This window comes from Sphingobacterium sp. BIGb0165, assembly GCF_024810095.1.
GTDB lineage: Bacteria > Bacteroidota > Bacteroidia > Sphingobacteriales > Sphingobacteriaceae > Sphingobacterium > Sphingobacterium detergens.
This window is the reverse complement of record NZ_JANUEB010000009.1, coordinates 285998-307029: the sequence shown is the minus strand read 5'-3', so window position 1 is coordinate 307029 and position 21032 is coordinate 285998. Positions and strand designations below refer to the sequence as shown.

General features: G+C 39.0%; 21 protein-coding genes. 10 read left to right on the top strand and 11 right to left on the bottom strand.

What is annotated here, in order from left to right:
* Positions 1 to 2: 2 nt before the first annotated feature.
* The 3 genes from M2408_RS21285 to M2408_RS21275 form a co-directional block, all read right to left on the bottom strand.
* Positions 3 to 371 (bottom strand): BlaI/MecI/CopY family transcriptional regulator, encoded by a 369-nt coding sequence (locus M2408_RS21285; protein ID WP_259186480.1) that lies wholly within the window; start codon positions 369 to 371, stop codon positions 3 to 5.
* Between the two features lie 149 nt (positions 372 to 520).
* Positions 521 to 925, bottom strand: coding sequence for an alternative ribosome rescue aminoacyl-tRNA hydrolase ArfB (gene arfB / locus M2408_RS21280; RefSeq protein WP_259186479.1), 405 nt, complete (start codon positions 923 to 925; stop codon positions 521 to 523).
* Positions 922 to 1641, bottom strand: a complete 720-nt coding sequence (locus M2408_RS21275) for a DUF1003 domain-containing protein (protein WP_259186476.1) — start codon at positions 1639 to 1641, stop codon at positions 922 to 924. Before M2408_RS21275 ends, arfB begins: the two co-directional genes overlap by 4 nt.
* A gap of 208 nt (positions 1642 to 1849) precedes the next feature.
* Here M2408_RS21275 and bshA point away from each other — a divergent pair, with 208 nt between their 5' ends.
* From bshA to M2408_RS21255, 4 genes are all read left to right on the top strand, one after another.
* Positions 1850 to 2992: an N-acetyl-alpha-D-glucosaminyl L-malate synthase BshA gene (bshA, locus tag M2408_RS21270; RefSeq protein WP_259186475.1), complete on the top strand. Its 1143-nt coding sequence runs from the start codon at positions 1850 to 1852 to the stop codon at positions 2990 to 2992.
* Positions 2993 to 3066: 74 nt separating this feature from the next.
* Positions 3067 to 3771, top strand: coding sequence for a UMP kinase (pyrH, locus tag M2408_RS21265; protein WP_075991132.1), 705 nt, complete (start codon positions 3067 to 3069; stop codon positions 3769 to 3771).
* Between the two features lie 28 nt (positions 3772 to 3799).
* Positions 3800 to 4363 (top strand): ribosome recycling factor, encoded by a 564-nt coding sequence (frr, locus tag M2408_RS21260; protein WP_223583934.1) that lies wholly within the window; start codon positions 3800 to 3802, stop codon positions 4361 to 4363.
* A gap of 253 nt (positions 4364 to 4616) precedes the next feature.
* The gene (locus M2408_RS21255) at positions 4617 to 5600 is read left to right on the top strand and encodes a sugar phosphate isomerase/epimerase (RefSeq protein ID WP_259186467.1); all 984 of its coding nucleotides are present in this window, start codon (positions 4617 to 4619) and stop codon (positions 5598 to 5600) included.
* Between the two features lie 44 nt (positions 5601 to 5644).
* On the opposite strand, the gene purE is transcribed toward M2408_RS21255, so the two are convergent.
* From purE to glyA, 8 genes are all read right to left on the bottom strand, one after another.
* Positions 5645 to 6154 (bottom strand): 5-(carboxyamino)imidazole ribonucleotide mutase, encoded by a 510-nt coding sequence (purE, locus tag M2408_RS21250; protein WP_259186466.1) that lies wholly within the window; start codon positions 6152 to 6154, stop codon positions 5645 to 5647.
* Positions 6155 to 6161: 7 nt separating this feature from the next.
* Complete coding sequence (locus tag M2408_RS21245; protein WP_259186465.1) at positions 6162 to 7304, bottom strand: 5-(carboxyamino)imidazole ribonucleotide synthase; 1143 nt, start codon at positions 7302 to 7304, stop codon at positions 6162 to 6164.
* A 32-nt stretch (positions 7305 to 7336) separates the two neighbouring features.
* The gene (locus tag M2408_RS21240; protein WP_259186463.1) at positions 7337 to 7840 is read right to left on the bottom strand and encodes an NADH-quinone oxidoreductase subunit B; all 504 of its coding nucleotides are present in this window, start codon (positions 7838 to 7840) and stop codon (positions 7337 to 7339) included.
* Positions 7841 to 7842: 2 nt separating this feature from the next.
* Entirely contained in the window at positions 7843 to 8430 is a 588-nt protein-coding gene (locus tag M2408_RS21235; RefSeq protein ID WP_259186462.1) for an NADH-quinone oxidoreductase subunit A, read from the bottom strand.
* A 127-nt stretch (positions 8431 to 8557) separates the two neighbouring features.
* Positions 8558 to 9898 (bottom strand): signal recognition particle protein, encoded by a 1341-nt coding sequence (gene ffh / locus M2408_RS21230; RefSeq protein WP_259186461.1) that lies wholly within the window; start codon positions 9896 to 9898, stop codon positions 8558 to 8560.
* Positions 9899 to 10034: 136 nt separating this feature from the next.
* Positions 10035 to 10730, bottom strand: coding sequence for a zinc metallopeptidase (locus M2408_RS21225; protein WP_259186460.1), 696 nt, complete (start codon positions 10728 to 10730; stop codon positions 10035 to 10037).
* A 233-nt stretch (positions 10731 to 10963) separates the two neighbouring features.
* Entirely contained in the window at positions 10964 to 11512 is a 549-nt protein-coding gene (locus M2408_RS21220) for an RNA polymerase sigma factor (RefSeq protein ID WP_408022393.1), read from the bottom strand.
* A gap of 636 nt (positions 11513 to 12148) precedes the next feature.
* Entirely contained in the window at positions 12149 to 13420 is a 1272-nt protein-coding gene (glyA, locus tag M2408_RS21215) for a serine hydroxymethyltransferase (protein ID WP_259186459.1), read from the bottom strand.
* A 285-nt stretch (positions 13421 to 13705) separates the two neighbouring features.
* Here glyA and M2408_RS21210 point away from each other — a divergent pair, with 285 nt between their 5' ends.
* The 6 genes from M2408_RS21210 to M2408_RS21185 all read left to right on the top strand — a co-directional run bounded on the left by M2408_RS21210 (position 13706) and on the right by M2408_RS21185 (position 21020).
* Positions 13706 to 14056 carry an iron-sulfur cluster assembly accessory protein gene (locus tag M2408_RS21210; RefSeq protein ID WP_108635906.1) on the top strand — a complete coding sequence of 117 codons (351 nt, stop codon included), beginning with the start codon at positions 13706 to 13708 and terminating at the stop codon, positions 14054 to 14056.
* 335 nt (positions 14057 to 14391) lie between these two features.
* Complete coding sequence (gene ileS / locus M2408_RS21205) at positions 14392 to 17805, top strand: isoleucine--tRNA ligase (RefSeq protein WP_259186458.1); 3414 nt, start codon at positions 14392 to 14394, stop codon at positions 17803 to 17805.
* A 3-nt stretch (positions 17806 to 17808) separates the two neighbouring features.
* Positions 17809 to 18195 carry a TraR/DksA C4-type zinc finger protein gene (locus M2408_RS21200; protein ID WP_046674049.1) on the top strand — a complete coding sequence of 129 codons (387 nt, stop codon included), beginning with the start codon at positions 17809 to 17811 and terminating at the stop codon, positions 18193 to 18195.
* A 54-nt stretch (positions 18196 to 18249) separates the two neighbouring features.
* A complete protein-coding gene (locus M2408_RS21195; protein ID WP_259186456.1) occupies positions 18250 to 18900 on the top strand; it encodes a lipoprotein signal peptidase in 651 nt (216 codons plus the stop codon).
* Between the two features lie 130 nt (positions 18901 to 19030).
* Entirely contained in the window at positions 19031 to 19975 is a 945-nt protein-coding gene (locus M2408_RS21190) for a M20/M25/M40 family metallo-hydrolase (RefSeq protein ID WP_259186455.1), read from the top strand.
* Positions 19976 to 20105: 130 nt separating this feature from the next.
* Positions 20106 to 21020 carry an SDR family oxidoreductase gene (locus M2408_RS21185; RefSeq protein WP_259186454.1) on the top strand — a complete coding sequence of 305 codons (915 nt, stop codon included), beginning with the start codon at positions 20106 to 20108 and terminating at the stop codon, positions 21018 to 21020.
* Positions 21021 to 21032 lie beyond the last annotated feature (12 nt).

Here is a 21032-nt window from a genome sequence, read left to right as displayed (position 1 = left end):
TACTATTTATTCTGTTGGATGATCGAAAGAATATCGTTTAATTCTTTGACGTCCAATTTATTCTCTTCCAGAAAATAAGAAAGCATACTTTTGGGAGAATTATTAAAATAATTATTCAACAACTTACCAGTGATTCCTTTTTTATATTCCTCTTTTGAGATCTTCGGCAAATACTGATGGCTTTTACCAAAAGACTCATGCGACACAAAACCCTTGGTTTCGAGAATACGCACTATCGTTGAAACTGTATTGTAAGCTGGTTTCGGTTCAGGTAGTCGGTCAATGATATCTTTGACAAAACCACGCCCCATTTCCCAAAGCTCCTGCATGATCTGTTCTTCTGCTTTAGTCAATTCTTTAAAATCTTCCATAACTCCTTATTATTAACAGTACTGTTGTAATCGATTACAATACAAGTATATAACTAAAGAAATAGTTTTACAACTATTTCTTTAGTTATATACTTAACAGCCTGAATAACAAATGAATAAAATTTAACCGAACACTTTTTTATAACAAATTAATCCTCAAAACTTCGTCTACGTGAAGCTTTCAATTGGGATTGTTGTTTCTTGCGATCCAATCTTTTCAGCACACTGGAATAAGGTATTTTGGTTTTCTTTCTTGGTTTGGTGGGCACAAGGGCCTCTTTCAGTAGATTAAGAAAACGATCAATGGCTATTTCTTTGTTTCGTACCTGTGAGCGGTCCGTATCCGATTCCAATTGCAATATTCCCTCTTTATTGATACGATTCGAAAGCTTTTCAGTCACTACAACCTTTTCTTCTGCTGAGAAAATTGCAGACTGCTCCACATTCCACTGCAGGGTAACTTTGGAGGATACCTTATTAACATGTTGCCCCCCTGCTCCTCCCGATCTTGAAAATTTAAAGGTCAGCTCTCCTATTAATTCTGTTATATTCATTTGTTTTTAAACGCTTCTTCTATTTTTTCCATTTTCTGTAACAGGAAGCCCAATTTTTCTACTTGGTCACGCTGCACATCAACGAGTTCCTGTTCTTTTCTAATAATGAGGTGATCAATTTTCTCATGTAGTTCCCTGATTTCAAGCTCGGCCTTCAGATTTACCATATAATCATTCCGCGCCCGTTCACGATCCTTGGCCTCTTGTCTATTTTGGCTCATCATAATCACCGGGGCCTGCAGTGCAGCCACACAGGACAAGATCAGATTAAGCAAAATAAATGGATAAGGGTCAAAACCTTTATTATTTAACCAATACATGTTGACCGCGATCCAGATCAGCAAAAATACAACGAAAGAAATAATGAACGTCCAACTTCCCCCAAATTCAGCAACTTTGTCTGCGACACGTTCACCTACTGAGGCTGCCGTTGCTCCATCGTTATCCATGCTAGCGCTAATGACCTTGTTGTCCTTAAAGCTCTGTATAACTTGTTGATCCAGTTGGCTGAGTTGTCCCGACTCATCTTTTAAAAATTCAGTAATATAAGCTTCCTTAAATCGTGTCAGTTCTGTCGCGGAAATATATTTATCTTTCCCAAAATTTGGATATTCCTTCCGGATTAATTTAAAAATGGGTTGTCGAATAGAGGCGCCCAAAATACGTTGTTCCAAAGGGAATTGCTGCCCTGAGATATCACTGGTAAAATTGTCCATATACCGCTTAAATGTCTACTTAAAGATAATGCTTTTTAAGTAATCAAAAAATTCACAAAACTATGGCAATTGGTTTTTGTTATTTTAGGCATAAATAGTCGAAATTTGCAACACAAAAATTAGAGATGAAACCATCTTGATTTATTCCAACCAATAATGGCTGAATAAATCTGATTGCTTCATCTGCTTTAAAAATCAATTCATAAAGATGAAAATAGGCATTGTTTGTTATCCCACGTTTGGTGGCAGTGGTGTTGTGGCAACGGAATTAGGAAAGGCTTTAGCAGCCAATGGACATGAGATCCATTTTATTACCTACCGACAACCTGCACGCCTAGATTTCTTTTCGGAAAACCTCTATTACCACGAAGTTGCAGTATCCCAATATCCGCTTTTTGACTTTTTACCTTACGAATCTGCGTTGGCCAGTAAATTGGTTGATGTCGTACGCTTTGAAAAGCTGGATCTGATCCATGTGCATTATGCCATTCCCCATGCTTCGGCTGCGTTCATGGCAAAACAAATATTACTGACGACCTATGGTATTAATATCCCTGTAGTAACCACACTTCATGGTACAGATATTACACTGGTTGGAAAAGATAAAAGCTTTAGTCCTGTCGTCACCTTCTCGATCAATCAGTCAGACGGTGTAACCGCCGTTTCACAAAATCTAAAAGATGAGACACTCCGGTATTTTGATATCACCAGAGATATTAAAGTGATTACCAACTTTATCGATCTCGATAGATTCAGCAATAGGGACCGCTCCCATTTCAAAAAAGCGATTGCTCCGGGCAATGAGCGGATCTTGGTCCATACCTCCAATTTCAGAAAAGTAAAAAATACGGAAGATGTCATCCGTATATTTAAGAAAGTACATGATGTCATCCCTTCCAAACTATTAATGGTTGGTGATGGTCCTGAACGTCGCAACGCAGAGGAACTGTCCAGAGAATTGGATGTATGTATGGATGTTCGTTTTTTGGGTAAACAGGATGCTGTGGAAGAGATCTTGTCTGTTTCCGATCTTTTCTTGATGCCTTCGAGCTCCGAGAGCTTTGGTTTGGCTGCCTTAGAGGCAATGGCTTGCCGGGTTCCGGTTGTTTCATCCAATACAGGTGGATTGCCTGAACTGAATGAAAACGGTGTAACAGGATTTCTGAGCAATGTAGGTGATGTGGACGATATGGCCAAGAATGCGATCTATATTTTGGAAGATGTTGACAGATTAGAGAAATTTAAAGAAGCAGCATTAAATCATGCAAAAAAATTCCAATTGTCCAATATCATGCCTTTATACGAACAATATTACCGCGAAGTGATTGATCAAACAACAAAAGCGCAATAAATATCATTTTTGGCCTTAAGGGTTGAAAAAAAAATTTTATCTTTGACCTTTGGAAAATTTCCAAAAAAACAATTATGAAATACAAACGTATCTTATTAAAACTTAGCGGTGAATCCTTAATGGGTGACCAAAGCTATGGTATCGATATTAACCGTGTATCACAATACGCTAATGATATCAAAGAAATTCACGATCAAGGTTTAGAAATTGCAATTGTTATCGGCGGTGGTAACATTTACCGCGGTTTGAGTGCTGAAAAATCAGGGATGGACCGTGTTCAAGCAGACTATATGGGAATGCTTGCCACTGTAATCAACAGTATGGCACTGCAAGATGCTCTTGAAAAAGTAGGGAAAAAGACACGTTTGCTAACAGCTATCAAGATGGAACAGATCTGTGAACCATTTATTCGCAGAAGAGCTGTACGCCACTTGGAAAAAGGTCGTATTGTTATTTTCGGAGCTGGTACCGGAAACCCATATTTCACGACGGATACAGCAGCTTCTTTGCGCGCGATTGAAATCAATGCCGATGCTGTACTAAAAGGGACACGTGTAGATGGTATCTATACTGCTGATCCGGAGAAAGATCCTAGTGCAACAAAATTCGAAGAAATCTCATTCACGGAGGTATACGAGAAAGGGTTAAATGTAATGGATATGACTGCCTTTACCCTTTGTCAAGAAAACAAATTACCAATCATTGTATTTGACATGAACAAGCCCGGCAATTTATTGAAACTTGCCAATGGTGAACATGTTGGAACTGTGGTAAAATAATTAATATCTGTAAAAAACGTAATCTTATATGAACGAACTAATTTCAATTGAATTGGACGATTGTAAAGACAAGATGTCCAAAGCAGTTGCTCACACGGAGTCAGAATTAACAAAAATTCGTGCCGGTAAAGCTTCTCCATCTATGTTAGATGGTATTTCAGTCGATTATTATGGTAGTGCTACTCCACTTTCACAAGTAGCTAACATCAATACAACTGATGCTCGGACTATTGTCATCCAACCTTGGGAAAAATCGCTCATCAATGCAATTGAAAAAGCAATTACGGATGCTAATCTTGGTGTCAACCCACAGAATGATGGTATTGTGATCCGCTTGAATATCCCGCCTTTGACAGAGGAAAGAAGACGTGACTTGGTGAAAAAAGTAAAAGAAGAGACTGAAAGAGGCCGTATAGGTATCCGTAACATCCGCAAAGACACCAATGAGTCCATCAAAAAATTAAAAAATGACGGTGCCTCAGAAGACGAAATCAAAACCGCTGAAGGGGAAGTCCAAAAATTGACTGATGCATACATTGTAAAAGTTGATAATCTGTCTGAACTGAAAGAAAAAGATATCATGACTGTTTAAGTTCTTATTCTTAAACATACAAAACGAGGATGTTCAAAAGCTTGGACATCCTCGTTTTTTTTATTACTGTTTGTATCCTCCCCCTCCACTTAGCAAATGTGTAATTTTCAGCGGGTTTGTTTTTACTTTTTACGCACGCCCTTTCTTATTTTCTGATAATTCAGTATTATCCTTTCACAAAAATATTCCAGCATGTTCTATTGATTTTTGAACAAAATAATTGTACATTGTACACTAACACATAATCAGTTATATGATGAACAATTCTCGCCGTCAATTTTTAAAGCAAGCTGGAATAGGTCTTTCGGCAGCTTATCTGATGCCCAACTTGATATCTTGTCAAAATAAAACGGGTGCTGTCAGTGACAATCCTTTGCAGAATATAGGAGTACAGCTGTACTCCATACGTGATTTGATGGATAAAGATCCGAAAGGATCTTTGGAACAGGTAGCAAAAATTGGCTACAAACATGTCGAGCTTTATGGCATAGATCCTACTGCCAAACAATTCTGGAAATTACCCTATAAAGAGCTAAAGAAGATTCTGGATGACAATGGCCTAAAAACGCACTCAGGTCACTATGATATGTCTAAATATCTCAGTAAATCACATACCGATAAAGAAGATTTATCCGTTTACTTTGATGCTGCAAAAGAGCTTGGACAGGAATATGTGATTGCGCCAGTAACACCGATGTTCGATATCAATGCGCTTAAAAAAGATGACTATCTCTATGCTGCAGAACAGCTCAATAAGGCCGGTGAACAAGCTAAAAAGTTAGGACTAAAGGTTGCATACCACAACCATTTTTGGGAATTTAGAGATTTAGGGAACAATACTACAGGTGAAGATGTCATGTTGGCTTTTACAGAACCTGATCTCGTCGATTTTGAGCTCGATCTTTTCTGGACCGAGAAAGCCGGGAAAAACCCCATCTCCATATTTGAAAAATTCCCCAATAGATTTAAACTATGGCATGTGAAGGATATGGACCGTACAAAATCTAATCCGATCGAATGGCCTAAGGATGGTAAGTTACCTGTGGAACAAATCTTTAAAGATATCAGGTATACCGAAGTTGGTACCGGAAGCATCTCTTTCCCAGAAATTGTGAAAGAAAAGGCTAAATCGGGCCTGAAATACGCTTTCGTAGAGCAAGACGATATCTACATGCCTAACAAGATGGAAAGTCTTAAGAAAAGCTACGATTACGTTCAGGCAAATCTTATCAAATAAAAAAGGGAAGCAATGCTTCCCTTTTTTTATTTGATAAGATTTTATTAGAATTGCGTATCCTCTACTTCGACCGCAGTTTCAATCACTTTCCGTGCTAATTCCTCTTTAAAATCGATAATATTTTTACTGATCGTCTCATCATGAGTTCCCAGGATCTGAGCAGCCAATATACCTGCATTTTTTGCAGCGTTTAGCGCAACTGTTGCTACAGGAATACCATTAGGCATCTGCAAGATGGAAAGGACCGAATCCCAGCCGTCAATAGAGTTGGATGATTTTACAGGTACACCGATTACAGGCAAATGCGTGATTGAAGCCACCATTCCAGGTAAATGCGCAGCACCACCAGCTCCCGCAATAATTACTTTTAAACCACGAGACGCGGCATTTTTAGCATAATCAAACATACGTTGCGGCGTACGGTGTGCCGAAACGATTGTGACCTCAAATTCTACTCCAAGGACTTTCAGGACATCGATGGCATCCTGCATAACAGGAAGATCGGATTTACTTCCCATGATAATGCCTACCTGGGCCTTATTATTGATTGACATAGTATTATTAAGCTTTAACTTTTAATATTTCTTGTACTTTTCTTGCGTTGGAGATGGCTTTATCACGGTCATCATTGATGATACAGATATGCCCCATCTTGCGGAATGGTTTTGTATACTTCTTGCCATACAGATGTAAATAGACTCCTTCCATCGCCAACACCTCTTCTACTCCATCATATTTTGCTAAGCCCTCATAACCATCCTCGCCCAGTAAATTGATCATGACAGCGTTTGTCCGGCATCTTGTATCACCCAATGGTAAATTGAATATTGCTCTCAAATGTTGTGCAAATTGAGAAACATAATTCCCTTCGATGGTTTGATGACCACTATTATGCGGACGTGGAGCAATTTCATTCACCAGAATATCACCATTTTTCGTTAGGAACATTTCCACTGCAAGCAAACCGACGATTTGCAAGTCATCTGCGATTTTCTTCGCAATTGCTTCCGCACGTTGCTGAATCTCTACACCATATAATGATGGCGCGATAAGAAACTCCACTAAATTAGCTTGTGGATTGAATTCCATTTCTACCATTGGAAAAGTGGAGACATCACCTCTATCGTTACGTGCAACAATAACAGCAATTTCCTTTTCAAAATCTATCCACTCTTCAATCAAACTTGGCTCTTCAAAGGCATCCTGGATATCCGCTTCAGTAACGATCTTCTTTACGCCTTTTCCATCATACCCATCTCTACGTAGTTTTTGTATGTAGGGTAAACTTAACGAAGCATTTGTTAAATTATCTTTAGTTGATATCAATTGAAACGCAGAAGTCGGGATATCATTTTGTTTAAAAAACTGTTTCTGTAATCCCTTGTCCTGGATCAGGCGAATAATACGCGACTGCGGGTAAACGATCACCCCTTCCTCTTCCAGTTTCTCCAATGCATCCACATTCACTTTTTCGATCTCGATAGTAATCAAATCCAGGTCTTTACCAAAATCATATACTGTCTCAAAATCGCTCAATGAGCCACATTCAAATCTATTGCACAGTTTACGACAAGGGGCATTCTTGTCGGGATCCAGTACATGAACGTTTACATTGTAATTAATGGCTTCCTGGATTAACATTCTTCCGAGTTGACCACCACCAAGAATGCCTAATTGCAGTTCGCCATAAAAATCTTTTGCCATAATTGATTCTAAAATCTTATAAAATTTATCTTTTAAGCTTTTTCCCTGAACAGCTGTTCACCTAATAAGCTTTCTTTATCTATCTTTTTTTGCAGTTCAATAAAAGCACCTATCAGTGCTTCTGGACGAGGTGGGCATCCCTGAACATACACATCCACCGGGATAATCCGATCCACTCCCTTCACTACATGATAACCATGCTGCCAATAGGGACCACCACAATTGGAGCAGGAGCCCATCGAGATCACATATTTGGGATCGGGCATCTGCTCGTATAGTTTTTTTATACGGTCAGCCATTTTAAATGTGACTGTACCAGCAATAATAATAACATCTGATTGTCTCGGTGAAGGTCTAGGAAAAACACCCATCCGATCCAGGTCATAAGTTGAAGCCATAGCTCCCATCATTTCGATCGCACAACAGGCAATACCAAAACTCATCGGCCACATCGAAGAAAGTCTTGCCCAGTTAAGCAGATCATCCAATTTGGCAACAACGACACCATTATTTTGTAGTTGACTATCTAAACTCATGCTTACTCAGGTTTTTTAAATCGAGGTTTAAAAGCAATCTTTGGCGCAGCTGTCACCTCTTGCGCAACAGTATTCTCTACGACCGCAACCGCCGGCTCTCTATAGTTCCGCACTTGATAGCTGCTATTGTTCAATGTTGAATAAGCACTTTGAGGAATATTTACAGGAACCTTAGGTAGAGATACATTGGGTTTCACCCATTCCAAATCTCCCTTTTTCCAGACAAAAACCAATCCCAAGATTAAAATACCAATAAACATCGCCATTTCAATCATCGTAAACCATCCCCATCTGCCGTCTGCGGCAATGTATTCCGATTGTCCAAATACTGTAGCCCAAGGAAAAATAAAGATGAGCTCAACATCAAAAAGCAGGAACACTAAAGCGATAACGTAAAATCGGGGATTGAATTGTACCCAAGAGGACCCGATAGGGTCTTCGCCACATTCGTAAGTACTAGATTTAATGGGATTATTCTTTTTAGGAGAAATTAAACGTGCTAGAAAAATGGTCGCACAGACTAACAATGCCCCTATCAGCAGAATGATAAGGATTTTGCCGTATTCCGATAATTGCGCGGGGTCATCCATAATAATTACAAATTTAACAATTATTTCGTTTACTCTAGCGAGGAACTTGAAATTACAAATTATTTATTAAAAAAAATGGGGCATTGTATGCGTACAATGCCCCATCGTATAGAACTATACACTAAAATTACATTTTCCCAGGCATTTTAGGCATATTGCGCATCAACTTCGCAGCCATTGCAGGATTAGACATCTGTTTCATCACTTTACGCATGTCGCCAAATTGCTTCAACAATTTGTTCACTTCATTAACGTCAGTTCCCGAACCTTTGGCAATACGTAAACGACGTTTTTGATCTATTACATCCGGATTTTCTCGTTCAAAAGGTGTCATTGAATCAATAATTGCTTCGATAGGTTTGAATGCATTATCATCGACTTCAATATCCTTCATTGCTTTTCCTACTCCAGGAATCATGCCCATCAAATCTTTCATGTTACCCATTTTTTTGATCTGTTGGATCTGGGATTTGAAATCATTGAAATCAAATTTATTTTTACGGATTTTCTTTTGAAGCTCCGCAGCTTGTTTTTCGTCAAACTGTTGTTGCGCACGCTCCACCAACGATACGACATCACCCATACCCAAAATACGGGACGCCATACGATCTGGGTAGAAAACATCCAGTGCATCCATCTTCTCTCCGGTACCAATAAACTTAATTGGTTTATTGACAACGGATTTAATTGATAATGCAGCACCACCGCGCGTATCACCGTCTAATTTGGTCAATACAACACCTGTAAAATCAAGACGATCGTTGAATGTCTTCGCTGTATTGACGGCATCCTGACCAGTCATTGAGTCAACCACAAATAAGATCTCATCCGGTTTTGTCGCTTCCTTAACAGCAGTAATCTCAACCATCAAAGGCTCATCTATAGCCAAACGACCAGCAGTATCGATGATTACAACATTATGCCCATTGCGTTTTGCCTCTTCAACACCTGCTTTCGCAATAGCAATCGGGTCTGTTGATGCTCTATCAACATAAACAGGAACACCAACTTGTTCAGCCAGGACTTCCAATTGATCAATCGCTGCTGGACGATAAACGTCACCTGCAACCAACAATGGTTTTTTATTCTTTTTATCTTTCAGGAATAATGCCAGCTTACCAGAAAAAGTTGTTTTACCGGCACCATTCAGACCTGCGATCAAAATAACAGTAGGATTTTTACCAATCTCCAACTCCGTGACAGACCCACCCATCAATTCTGTCAACTCATCATTCATGATTTTAGTCAACAACTGACCCGGAGAAATACTTGTCAATACATTCTGCCCTAAAGCTTTTTGTCTAACATCATCCGTAAAAGTTTTAGCAGTCTTATAATTCACATCGGCATCCAACAATGCTTTGCGAATTTCTTTCATCGTTTCCGCAACGTTGATTTCGGTAATACTGCCTTGTCCTTTTAATACCTTAAAGGCCCTATCTAGCTTATCTTGAAGATTTGAAAACATAAAATCTGAATCTTATTCTATATAAACAGCAAAGTTAAAAAAATTGTCTGTAGTAACCTCATTAACACCTCATAAAAAATGCGACTATTAAAAATTAATCGCATTTCTTTGTATACTCAAGTTTAGATAGCACTCTTTACTCGCTCCTACGCCCACCAAATAAGATGGAAGCATAGTATAAAAGTGTCACCAAAGCACTCAAAGCAGCAACGACATAAGTCATAGCAGCCCATTTTAATGCATCTTTTGCACCATCATGCTCCTCACCATTATAAGTAACGCCCGCATGGTTCAGCCATTCTAAGGCACGGTTTGACGCATCAAATTCCACCGGAAGTGTGATAAACGAGAAAATGGTTGTGATCGCCAATGCACCTACACCGACCGCTAACAACCATGGATTACCACCTTTGGAAAATGCAAATAACATTACCCCAAGCATTAATACCCATGAAGTCATTTTGGAAGCTGCATTGACCATTGGTACCATCGCTGAACGGAAACCTAACCATTTATATGCTTTTGCGTGTTGGACAGCGTGACCACATTCATGGGCCGCTACTGCTGCTGCCGCTACACTACGACCACTATATACTTCAGGACTCAAGTTGACCGTTTTATCCGATGGATTGTAATGATCTCCCAAGCGATCAGGAATAGACAATACCTTCACATCATATATACCGTTATCATTTAGCATTTTCTGCGCAATCTCAGCACCAGACATTCCATTCCCCAATGGCATCTCTGAATACTTCTTAAATTTGTTTTTAAATCGTGTCTGGACAATTAGGCTTACCACCATTATTCCAATAAATAAAATCAAGTACATAGCTTTTTTATATTTTTATCGTTATTTTCTTTTTAATAGTTTCAATATGATCATCAAACCTCATTCCAATTCCTATAAATTGATAAAGGCATGAACTTCTAAGATAATAAAAAGCGTATAACTGACAAAAAGAACAATTTCTTCTGATGCCGACATGACATTGTAGCATAAAAAAGGGAGTGAAAAACTCACTCCCTTTGCTTGTTATTTTCTAAATTATAGAGCCTATTTCATTATCCCATCTGAAAGACCAAATCAGAGCCCTCTATCATTTTACGTAAATTACTCAATGCATAGCGCATTCTTCCTAAGGCGGTATTGATACTCACCTCTGTTATCTCAGCAATATCCTTAAAACTCATATCACAGAAGTGGCGCATAATTAAAACCTCTTTCTGATCATCTGGTAGTTTCTGGATCATTTTCTTTAAGTCTACATCGACCTGTTGTTTCAGCATCTTAGATTCAGCACTTTCATCACTGAATTCCAATACCTCGAAAATGTCGAAACCATCCGCATTAACAATATTTGGGGCCCGTTTGGCTTTTCTAAAAAAGTCAACGATCATATTGTGGGCAATACGGATAGCCCAAGGCAAAAATTTTCCCTCTTCATTGTACTTACCCGATTTTAATGTGTTGATGATTTTAATGAAAGTCTCCTGGAAAATATCTTCAGCAAGATATTCGTCTTTTACTTTCATATATATAGAGGTGTAAATTTTCGATTTATATCGATTCAACAATGCCTCTAGGCCGGACTCTTGGCCCCCGACATACATTTGGATCAATTCTTGATCACTCTTACTTTTCAAAAGTCTCATACGTCACTTACTTTTTAGCAGTTCGCAAATAAATTATCAGTTCTGTTATAAAATGTAAATGTTTAGCGTATAGTGTTCCTTTCTTATTGTAAAACAATCAATTAATAGTATTTCAAAGTACCGTAAAATTATTGAGTAATCAAATTATTACATTTCAATTTAAGGTTTTTTAACATTTAGAAAGGTAAAAACTCCATCCACTTCGCAAAAAGGCATTTGATAAAAAAAGCTTATGTCTGATTCAATTTATCCAGTGACTAACTTTGATACAAATTCGCAACTAACAGGGACTTTATAGGGACCTCATTCGGACCTTGTCCGGACCTCATTCGGATAAAAGCGTATAAAGTACCTATTAATCCCCTATTATATTAGGATAAAATCCCTTTTAATTAGGAGGTTGGCATACAGTTGCCCCCAAGATAGTACGGCCTTACTTCATAGCAGATACGGAGCATAAAACTTAAAAAACAAATGCATTAATGGCTCGCATATGGCAGAGCAAGTACACGGTGGGTATCGTATAAGATCAAAAACGGAAAAAGCGGAATCACCCTAAGATGATTCCGCTTTTCTATATGATAAAGACTTGTCTTATTTATACAACGGGAACTCGGCCATCATGGCTCTCACTTTACCATGGATCTTATCCAATTCAGCATCATTGGATGCATTTTTCAATGCCTCATCAATTAACTCTCCGATTTGAATAATATCATTTTCTTTGATACCACGAGTAGTGATTGCGGCAGTACCGAAACGTACACCTGAAGTTACAAAAGGAGAACGTGTATCAAAAGGAACCATATTTTTATTGGTTGTGATACCTGCTTTACCTAATACGGCCTCAGCTTCTTTACCAGAAATATCCTTGTTACGTAGATCAACCAACATCAAATGGTTATCTGTACCACCAGAGATAATCTTATAATCTCGCTCAACGAAGAACTGTGCCAATGCAGCTGCATTTTTCTTCACCTGAACAATATATTCCATGTATTCATCAGATAAAGCTTCACCGTAAGCAATTGCTTTTGCAGCAATTGTATGCTCCAAAGGACCACCTTGCGTACCTGGGAAAACAGCTAGATCCAACAATTGCGTTATCGTACGGATTTCACCTTTAGGAGTTTTGATGCCCCAAGGGTTTTCAAAATCCTTACCAACCATAATCATACCACCACGAGGACCACGTAACGTCTTGTGTGTCGTAGTTGTAACGATATGACAGTGAGGAAGTGGATCATTCAATAAACCACGAGCGATCAAACCTGCTGGATGGGAGATATCAGCCAAAACAATCGCACCAATTTCATCAGCAACTTTACGGATGCGTGCATAGTCCCAGTCGCGGGAATAAGCTGAAGCACCACAGATGATCATTTTTGGTTTTTCACGAAGTGCAGTTTCTTCCAACTGTTCGTAATCAATTAGACCTGTTTCTTCTTTTACACCGTAAAATAATGGTTGATAGATCTTACCAGAAAGGTTCGCTGGTGATCCGTGAGTCAAGTGTCCACCATGAGATAAATCAAGACCTAAAATTTTGTCGCCAGGTTTGATTGTCGCCAAAAAAACAGCCGCATTCGCCTGCGCTCCAGAGTGAGGTTGAACATTTACCCATTCTGCGCCAAATAATTGTTTTGCACGATCAATTGCGATGGTTTCAATTTCATCCACAACTTCACAACCTCCATAGTAACGTTTTCCTGGGAGGCCTTCTGCATATTTATTTGTCAACACTGAACCAGCAGCTTCCATCACTTGTTTTGAAACAAAGTTTTCCGAAGCAATTAATTCAATACCTTCTTCTTGGCGTTTCAGCTCATCAGCTATTAAATTAAAAATGGCTTGATCTCTTTCCATTGTTTTTAAATGTTGTAAAGTAAATTTTGTTTTTATTTTAATGCCTCAAAGATAGCATATTCCATAAAGAATATCGACAAAAAGCCATATTTTATTAAATGTTCTTAGAAAAATAGGCTTATTTATGCGAATTAGCTAATTAACAAGGTATCCGTTTAACTCCTATTTGAAGTCACACAATCCTATAAAAATCGAATGTTTTGTAAATGTCAAAAAATCTACGGCGGGCGATTTGCGATTAAAAATATGTATTTTTGCTAAAGAATTGGCTAAAACATTATCAAAATGAGCACAGAACATACAGCAATTGCTCCTGTTACCTTAACGCAAGGGGCAATCAAGGAACTCAATAAATTAAAAGATCAGCAAGAAATTTCTGATGATTTTGGTTTACGTGTCGGTGTAGAAGGTGGTGGTTGTTCAGGTATGAGTTATATCCTTGGTTTTGACCAGAAAAAAGATGGAGACAGCGAGTACGAAATTGAAGGAATCCGCATTTTTATGAACAAAGCACACGGCTTATACCTTGCAGGCATGGAAATTGACTTCAAATCAGGACTTGACGCAAGAGGTTTTACTTTCAATAACCCAAATGCAAGTAGCACTTGTGGTTGTGGAAGTAGTTTTTCAGCATAAGTTGAAATTTACACATATTCCAATGAAAAAGGGATTGCGGATAGCGATCCCTTTTTTGTATTAGCCCTCTATAACAGCAAACCTGATCAACGGTTTCGGAAAATTAAACTGCCCTTTATTCAACTTATTCCTGCTACAATCTCCCTATCTCCTAGCTTTCAATTCGACTTCATCAGCCACCATTATCGTGTAATCGTTGATCATTGACAGTAATGGGGATTTTCAAAAATATTTTGCCCATCATATAATGATACTACAGCAACAAAGCCCTCTTTCTTTTTCCATCATAATTCACTAAATTAGCGACCTTTAGAAAAGAAGCATACAACAGTCTGATGTACAAAGAATATAAGCAGTTAAATTTACCGGAGATTGGTAAAGAGATTTTGACCCGTTGGGAACAGGAAAAAATATTCGAAAAAAGTATCAATAATCGCCCTGAGAGCAAGTCATATACATTTTTTGAAGGGCCACCTTCTGCGAATGGAATGCCTGGAATCCATCACGTGATGGCTCGTACGATTAAGGATATTTTCTGTCGCTACAAGACATTGAAAGGCTACCAGGTAAAACGAAAAGGAGGCTGGGATACCCACGGTCTTCCAATTGAACTTGCCGTCGAGAAAGCTCTTGGTATTACTAAGGAGGATATCGGCAAAAAGATTACCGTAGAAGAATATAATGACGCTTGCCGCAAGGAAGTGATGAAATATACCGATGTATGGAATGACCTAACCAACAAAATGGGTTATTGGGTCGATCTTGAGCATCCTTACATCACGTATAAAAACGAATACATCGAAACGTTATGGTATTTGTTAAAAGAGCTGTATAAAAAGGGCTTATTGTATAAAGGTTACACTATTCAACCTTATTCACCCGCTGCAGGCACAGGTTTGAGTTCACATGAGCTTAATCAACCGGGCACGTATAAAGATGTGAAGGATACAACAATTGTTGCTGAATTTAGATTGATCAAAAGCCAGCTCCATCCAGCGATTGAAAAATTAGTGGATGATGAAGCCGAAGATGTTGCATTTATCGCCTGGACGACTACGCCTTGGACCTTACCGTCCAATACAGCTCTGGTTGTTGGCAAAAAAATAAACTATGTCAAAATCAGAACTTTCAATAAATACACAGGTGCTCCAGTATCTGTTGTATTGGCAAAAGATCTGATCAGCAAGCATTTTAAAGCAGAGGGGCAAGATGCCTCTTTCCAAGACTACAAGTTGGGTGATAAAGTTATCCCTTGGGAACTTGCAACAGAATTTGTAGGCGAAGAGCTTGTAGGCTTGCGTTATGAACAATTGTTGCCTTATATCACCAATGAAGATTTACAAGAGAATGCTTTCCGTGTAATCCCGGGTGACTTTGTGACCACTGAAGATGGTACGGGTATCGTGCATGCTGCACCGACCTATGGTGCAGATGACTTTCGTGTAGCGAAAGAACACGGTGTACCGGGTATTTTGGTCAAAGACGAAAATGGAAAAGATGTTCCTACGGTAGACCGTACAGGCCGTTTCGTGAATGAAATCACTGATTTCGCAGGACGATTTGTAAAAGAGGAATACTACAGTGCAGAAGAGCGTGCGAAAGAAGATTTCAAACCTACTGACGTCTTGATCTCGATCAAACTAAAAGAGGATAATAAAGCATTTGATGTTAAAAAATACGAACACACCTACCCACACTGTTGGCGTACAGACAAACCGGTTTTATACTATCCATTGGATAGCTGGTTTATCCGTACTACTGCGGTAAAAGAGGATCTGGTTGCTTTAAATAAGACTATCAACTGGAAACCTGAAGCAACTGGAACAGGGCGCTTTGGAAACTGGTTGGAAAACCTGGTGGACTGGAATCTTTCCCGCTCTCGTTACTGGGGGACACCACTTCCAATCTGGCGTTCAGAAGATGAGAATGAAGAGGTTTGTATCGGTTCGTTACCTGAATTAAAGTCTTTGTTAGAGGCTTCCCTGACTTCGGATGTTCTATCGGCAGATGAGAAAGCGAAAAACCAAGCCTATCTAGACAAATTTGACACAGAAAAGCTGGATTTACACCGTCCATATGTTGACGACATCGTGCTTGTTTCTGATGCTGGTCAAAAATTATTCCGTGAGCCTGACTTAATTGACGTATGGTTCGATTCGGGAGCAATGCCTTATGCACAATGGGGATTGGATCATGAGAAACTAGCAAAAGGTGAAGAGTTTCCATTTAAAGATGGATTTAATCATGCATACCCTGCAGACTTCATCGCCGAAGGAGTTGATCAGACTCGTGGATGGTTCTTTACGCTACATGCAATCTCCACGATGATGTATAAGTCGGTCTCTTTCAAAAACGTTGTTTCCAATGGATTGGTATTGGATAAAAACGGAAATAAGATGTCCAAACGCTTAGGCAATGGTGTTGATCCTTTCTCAACGATCGATCAATATAGTGCCGATGCTACCCGTTGGTATATGATCAGCAATGCTGCTCCTTGGGACAACTTAAAGTTCAATATGGAAGGATTGGATGAGGTGCGCCGTAAGTTCTTCGGTACACTATACAATACCTATGCATTTTTTGCACTTTATGCTAACATTGATAAGTTCTCCTATGCAGAACCAGATATTGCATTAGAAAATCGTCCTGAAATCGACCGCTGGATTATCTCGTTACTAAATTCACTAACGAAAGAAGTGGATGAATATCTAGCGGATTACGAACCGACGAAAGCCGCACGTGCAATCCAAAACTTTGTGGATGAACACTTAAGTAACTGGTACGTTCGTTTGTGCCGTCGTCGTTTCTGGAAAGGAGAATATACCGAAGATAAGATTTCTGCATATCAGACATTATACACTTGTCTGGATACCATTGCGAAATTAATGTCACCAATATCGCCATTCTTCTCAGATAGACTATTCCTGGATTTGAATACTGCAACCAATAAGGAACAAGTTGAGTCAGTTCACTTAGCCAACTTCCCGGTATACGACGAAAAACTAGTGGATAAAGATCTGGAAGAACGTATGGCCCTGGCGCAGGATATTTCGTCTTTAACACTTTCATTACGTAAGAAAACGTCGATCAATGTGCGTCAGCCATTAAACAAAATCCTCGTTCCTGTATTGGACAGTGCTTTCCAGGAGAAGGTGGAAAAAGTAAAAGATTTGATACTTTCAGAAACCAATATCAAAGATATTGAGTTTATTACGGATACAACTGGTATAATCAAGAAAAAAATAAAACCAAACTTCAAAGCTCTTGGCGCGAAAGTTGGTAAGGATATGAAGTTAGTTTCTTCGTCTATCCAATCGTTGACTATAGATCAAATCAGCACATTGGAATCAGCCGGTGAATTAGCCCTAACAGGTACGCCATATACTATTCTATTAAGCGATGTAGAAATTATAGCAGAGGATGTGGAGGGATGGCAAGTTGCTAATCTGGGTAAATTGACCGTAGCATTGGATGTTCATATCACCGAAGAATTGAAGAAAGAAGGTTTATCAAGAGAATTGATCAACCGTCTACAAAATTTACGGAAGGAAAAAGGACTTGAGGTGACTGATAGAATTAACGTAAAGTTAACAGCAGCCTTAGAAGTAGTCAATGCAGCGAAAGAAAATTTATCTTATATTTGCACCGAAATTCTAGCCGATTCATTGGTATTTGAAGATTCACTAACTGAAGGAGAGACCATCGAGATCGATGGCAAAGAACTTAAGGCATTAATCCAAAAAAATTAAATTATGGCAAACAACAACGAGAAAACACGCTATAGCGATTCAGAATTACAAGAATTCAAAGATATTATCTTGGACAAGCTTAGAATAGCAAAAGAAGAGCTTTCCTCGTTGACAGCAACGCTCAATAACAGCAATGCGAATGGTACAGACGATACTGCGGGTACATACAAGACCTTAGAAGATGGCTCTGCAACTTTGGAGAAGGAACAAACCAACCAATTGGCTGCACGTCAAAAGAAGTTTATCGACAACCTGGAAGCAGCGTTGGTGCGCATCGAGAACAAAACGTATGGTATCTGTAGAGAAACAGGAAAATTGATCCAAAAAGAACGTTTGAAAGCTGTTCCGCATACGACGTTGAGCATCGAGGCGAAAAACAAACAATATTAATTTTAGGTAAAAATATATGGTCTTTGCGCGGGCAAAGACCATTTTTATAGCACAATGAAGGGGTATACGAAACCAGTCGCACTAATTGTCGCGATTCTTTTAATAGACCAATTGTCAAAAATATGGGTTAAGCTCTCTATGACAATTGGACAAAGTCATCACATATTAGGTAAATTCTTCCAAATCCATTTTATTGAAAACAATGGGATGGCCTACGGAATGGAATTTGGTGGTGATTACGGGAAATTGTTCCTGACCGTGTTTCGGATACTTGCCGTAGCCGGTATCGGGTATGGTTTACATTACATGATCAAGAATAAATACAACCGTGGCTTTATATTAAATGTAGCCCTGATTCTTGCTGGTGCTTTGGGAAATATCATTGATTCAGCATTCTATGGTGTGATCTTCAGTGACAGTACCTTTTACGAAAGGGCATCTTTATTTCCAGCGGGTGGAGGATATTCATCCTTTCTGCATGGAAAGGTCGTTGACATGCTTTATTTTCCTTTAATTGAAGGTACTTTCCCTACTTGGGTACCTTTTTGGGGTGGTGAAGAGTTTCTATTCTTCCGGCCGGTATTCAATATTGCTGACTCCGCTATTTCAGTGGGTGTGGTGCTGATACTATTATTCCAAAAACGGTATTTCAAAACGGAAAAAGAAGAGAAATCGAGTATCCATAGCGAAATCGTTGAAGATTAACGAAATATCTTACTAAGCCTTGTTAATCACAAGGCTTTTCTTTTAAAAAATTAAGAACGGGGATTGTAATCCGACTATCAAACAATCTGGTAATATAGGTTATGACGATCTCCATACTAAATACCAAAAAATGAAAAACATAAATTTATTCCTAATCGTCTGCGCACTTTTTGTGACAAAATTGGCACAAGCACAACAAATTGAAATCCCGAATCTAAAAAAACATATCTACTACCTAGCGGATGACAAAATGCAAGGTCGCGGAACAGGTAGTAAAGAAGTGTTCAAAGTAGCTGACTATATCGAAAAGGAGTTTAAAAAATATAAATTACAACCCAAGGGTGAAAAAGGCTATCGCCAATCTTTCAAAGCAAAGGTATGGAAGGTAAAAGTAGCTGACAGTATTCGCAATGCTGACAATATTATTGGTTTTATCGATAATGGAGCAGCGTTGACAGTTGTGATAGGTGCGCATTACGATCACTTGGGAACAGGTCACCAAGGTAGCTCGAAAGATTCTCTAGGTGTTGGTAAAATCCACAATGGAGCCGACGACAATGCTTCGGGTACTGCAGGTTTATTGGAACTCGCCCGTTATTTTAGCAGCAATAAGGAAAAAGAACCTTATAATTTATTATTTATCGCTTTCGGGGCCGAGGAACTGGGTTTGGTGGGTTCCAAATATTTTACCGAACACCCTACCCTACCGTTGGAAAAAATCACGGCAATGCTTAATATGGATATGATCGGCCGCTACAATCCCGACAATGGTCTTGCCGTCATCGGATACGGAACAAGCAGTCAATGGCCGACTATTTTCAAAGATATCCAAGCGCCGATCAAGTTCAATTTAAGCAAAGACGGTAACGGCGGGTCGGATCAGACTTCATTCTACAAAAAGAATATTCCAGTATTATTCTTCCATACTGGCGGACACCCCGACTATCATATGCCGACGGATGATGCAGACAAGATCGATTACAATTCATTAAAATCTATTCTGGATCTAGAGAAATCGGTGATCGAGAATATCATGAAACAATCAAGTAAAATGGACTTTATCTGGACCAACTAAAACGGATAAAATAAACCGTAGATGAGCTTTTAAAAATATGGCCTAGGCTCGAGGGCAAACGAGAGCGGATTTATTAAGGTACTTTAGATACCCACAAGATTAAAACACAGATAAAAAAATAAGTATACGGATGAAAAAAATTCTTGTCACAGGATCCAATGGTTTTTTGGGTCAGAAGGTCGTCGACCTACTTGCTGGAAATAATCTTTATGAAGTTACAGCCATTTCAAAAGGCCCGAATAGAAACCCCAATCAAGCGGGATATATTTTCTATCAAGTTGACTTATTGGATCAGATCCTATTAGCGGATTTTTTATCCAACCATATTTTTGATGCGATTATACACACCGCTGCCATGACCAGTGTGGAAGCATGTGAGGCCGATAAAACGGCCTGCCAGCTGATCAATGTAGATCTGGTACAAACACTAGCAAGTTACTGCGAAAAAAATAAGACACAGTTGATCCATCTCTCTACTGATTTTGTATTTGATGGCAAAAAAGGCGATGCCTATAATGAACTGGACGCACCCAACCCTCAAAGTGAGTATGGTAAAAGCAAATATGCCTCTGAGCAAGTACTCGCGCAGTCTTCCTGTCATTATACGATCTTACGTACAATTTTGGTCTACGGTATCAACGGAGATCCGAATCGTTCCAATCTAGTCCTTTGGGCAAAGGCAAAGCTTTCCCAAAAAGAAGCTATAAAAGTGGTTAATGACCAATGGAGAATGCCTACCTTTGTAGATGATTTAGCGTATGCTTGTCAATTGGCTATTGAACGACAAGCGCAGGGAATATTTCATATCTCTGGAGCGGAGTTGATGTCCATCAATGAGGCGGTTTATAAAATCGCAGATTATTGGAAATTGGACAAAACATTGATTTCAGAAATCAGCGCAGCGAGTATTGGACAAGCGGATAACAGGCCGCGCCAGACAGGTTTTGATCTTAGTAAATCTGAAAATGAACTGGGCTATCTACCAACAACATTTTTGAAATCTTTGGAAATAATTGATAGCCAATTCAAAGAATTTGGACGATAATGACAAAAAATG

Bases quoted from the DNA above. Each gene is read 5' to 3' on its own strand.
- M2408_RS21285 (WP_259186480.1), bottom strand. From the start codon at position 371: ATGGAAGATTTTAAAGAATTGACTAAAGCAGAAGAACAGATCATGCAG.
- arfB (WP_259186479.1), bottom strand. From the start codon at position 925: ATGAATATAACAGAATTAATAGGAGAGCTGACCTTTAAATTTTCAAGA.
- M2408_RS21275 (WP_259186476.1), bottom strand. From the start codon at position 1,641: ATGGACAATTTTACCAGTGATATCTCAGGGCAGCAATTCCCTTTGGAA.
- bshA (WP_259186475.1), top strand. From the start codon at position 1,850: ATGAAAATAGGCATTGTTTGTTATCCCACGTTTGGTGGCAGTGGTGTT.
- pyrH (WP_075991132.1), top strand. From the start codon at position 3,067: ATGAAATACAAACGTATCTTATTAAAACTTAGCGGTGAATCCTTAATG.
- frr (WP_223583934.1), top strand. From the start codon at position 3,800: ATGAACGAACTAATTTCAATTGAATTGGACGATTGTAAAGACAAGATG.
- M2408_RS21255 (WP_259186467.1), top strand. From the start codon at position 4,617: ATGATGAACAATTCTCGCCGTCAATTTTTAAAGCAAGCTGGAATAGGT.
- purE (WP_259186466.1), bottom strand. From the start codon at position 6,154: ATGTCAATCAATAATAAGGCCCAGGTAGGCATTATCATGGGAAGTAAA.
- M2408_RS21245 (WP_259186465.1), bottom strand. From the start codon at position 7,304: ATGGCAAAAGATTTTTATGGCGAACTGCAATTAGGCATTCTTGGTGGT.
- M2408_RS21240 (WP_259186463.1), bottom strand. From the start codon at position 7,840: ATGAGTTTAGATAGTCAACTACAAAATAATGGTGTCGTTGTTGCCAAA.
- M2408_RS21235 (WP_259186462.1), bottom strand. From the start codon at position 8,430: ATGGATGACCCCGCGCAATTATCGGAATACGGCAAAATCCTTATCATT.
- ffh (WP_259186461.1), bottom strand. From the start codon at position 9,898: ATGTTTTCAAATCTTCAAGATAAGCTAGATAGGGCCTTTAAGGTATTA.
- M2408_RS21225 (WP_259186460.1), bottom strand. From the start codon at position 10,730: ATGTACTTGATTTTATTTATTGGAATAATGGTGGTAAGCCTAATTGTC.
- M2408_RS21220 (WP_408022393.1), bottom strand. From the start codon at position 11,512: ATGTATGTCGGGGGCCAAGAGTCCGGCCTAGAGGCATTGTTGAATCGA.
- glyA (WP_259186459.1), bottom strand. From the start codon at position 13,420: ATGGAAAGAGATCAAGCCATTTTTAATTTAATAGCTGATGAGCTGAAA.
- M2408_RS21210 (WP_108635906.1), top strand. From the start codon at position 13,706: ATGAGCACAGAACATACAGCAATTGCTCCTGTTACCTTAACGCAAGGG.
- ileS (WP_259186458.1), top strand. From the start codon at position 14,392: ATGTACAAAGAATATAAGCAGTTAAATTTACCGGAGATTGGTAAAGAG.
- M2408_RS21200 (WP_046674049.1), top strand. From the start codon at position 17,809: ATGGCAAACAACAACGAGAAAACACGCTATAGCGATTCAGAATTACAA.
- M2408_RS21195 (WP_259186456.1), top strand. From the start codon at position 18,250: ATGAAGGGGTATACGAAACCAGTCGCACTAATTGTCGCGATTCTTTTA.
- M2408_RS21190 (WP_259186455.1), top strand. From the start codon at position 19,031: ATGAAAAACATAAATTTATTCCTAATCGTCTGCGCACTTTTTGTGACA.
- M2408_RS21185 (WP_259186454.1), top strand. From the start codon at position 20,106: ATGAAAAAAATTCTTGTCACAGGATCCAATGGTTTTTTGGGTCAGAAG.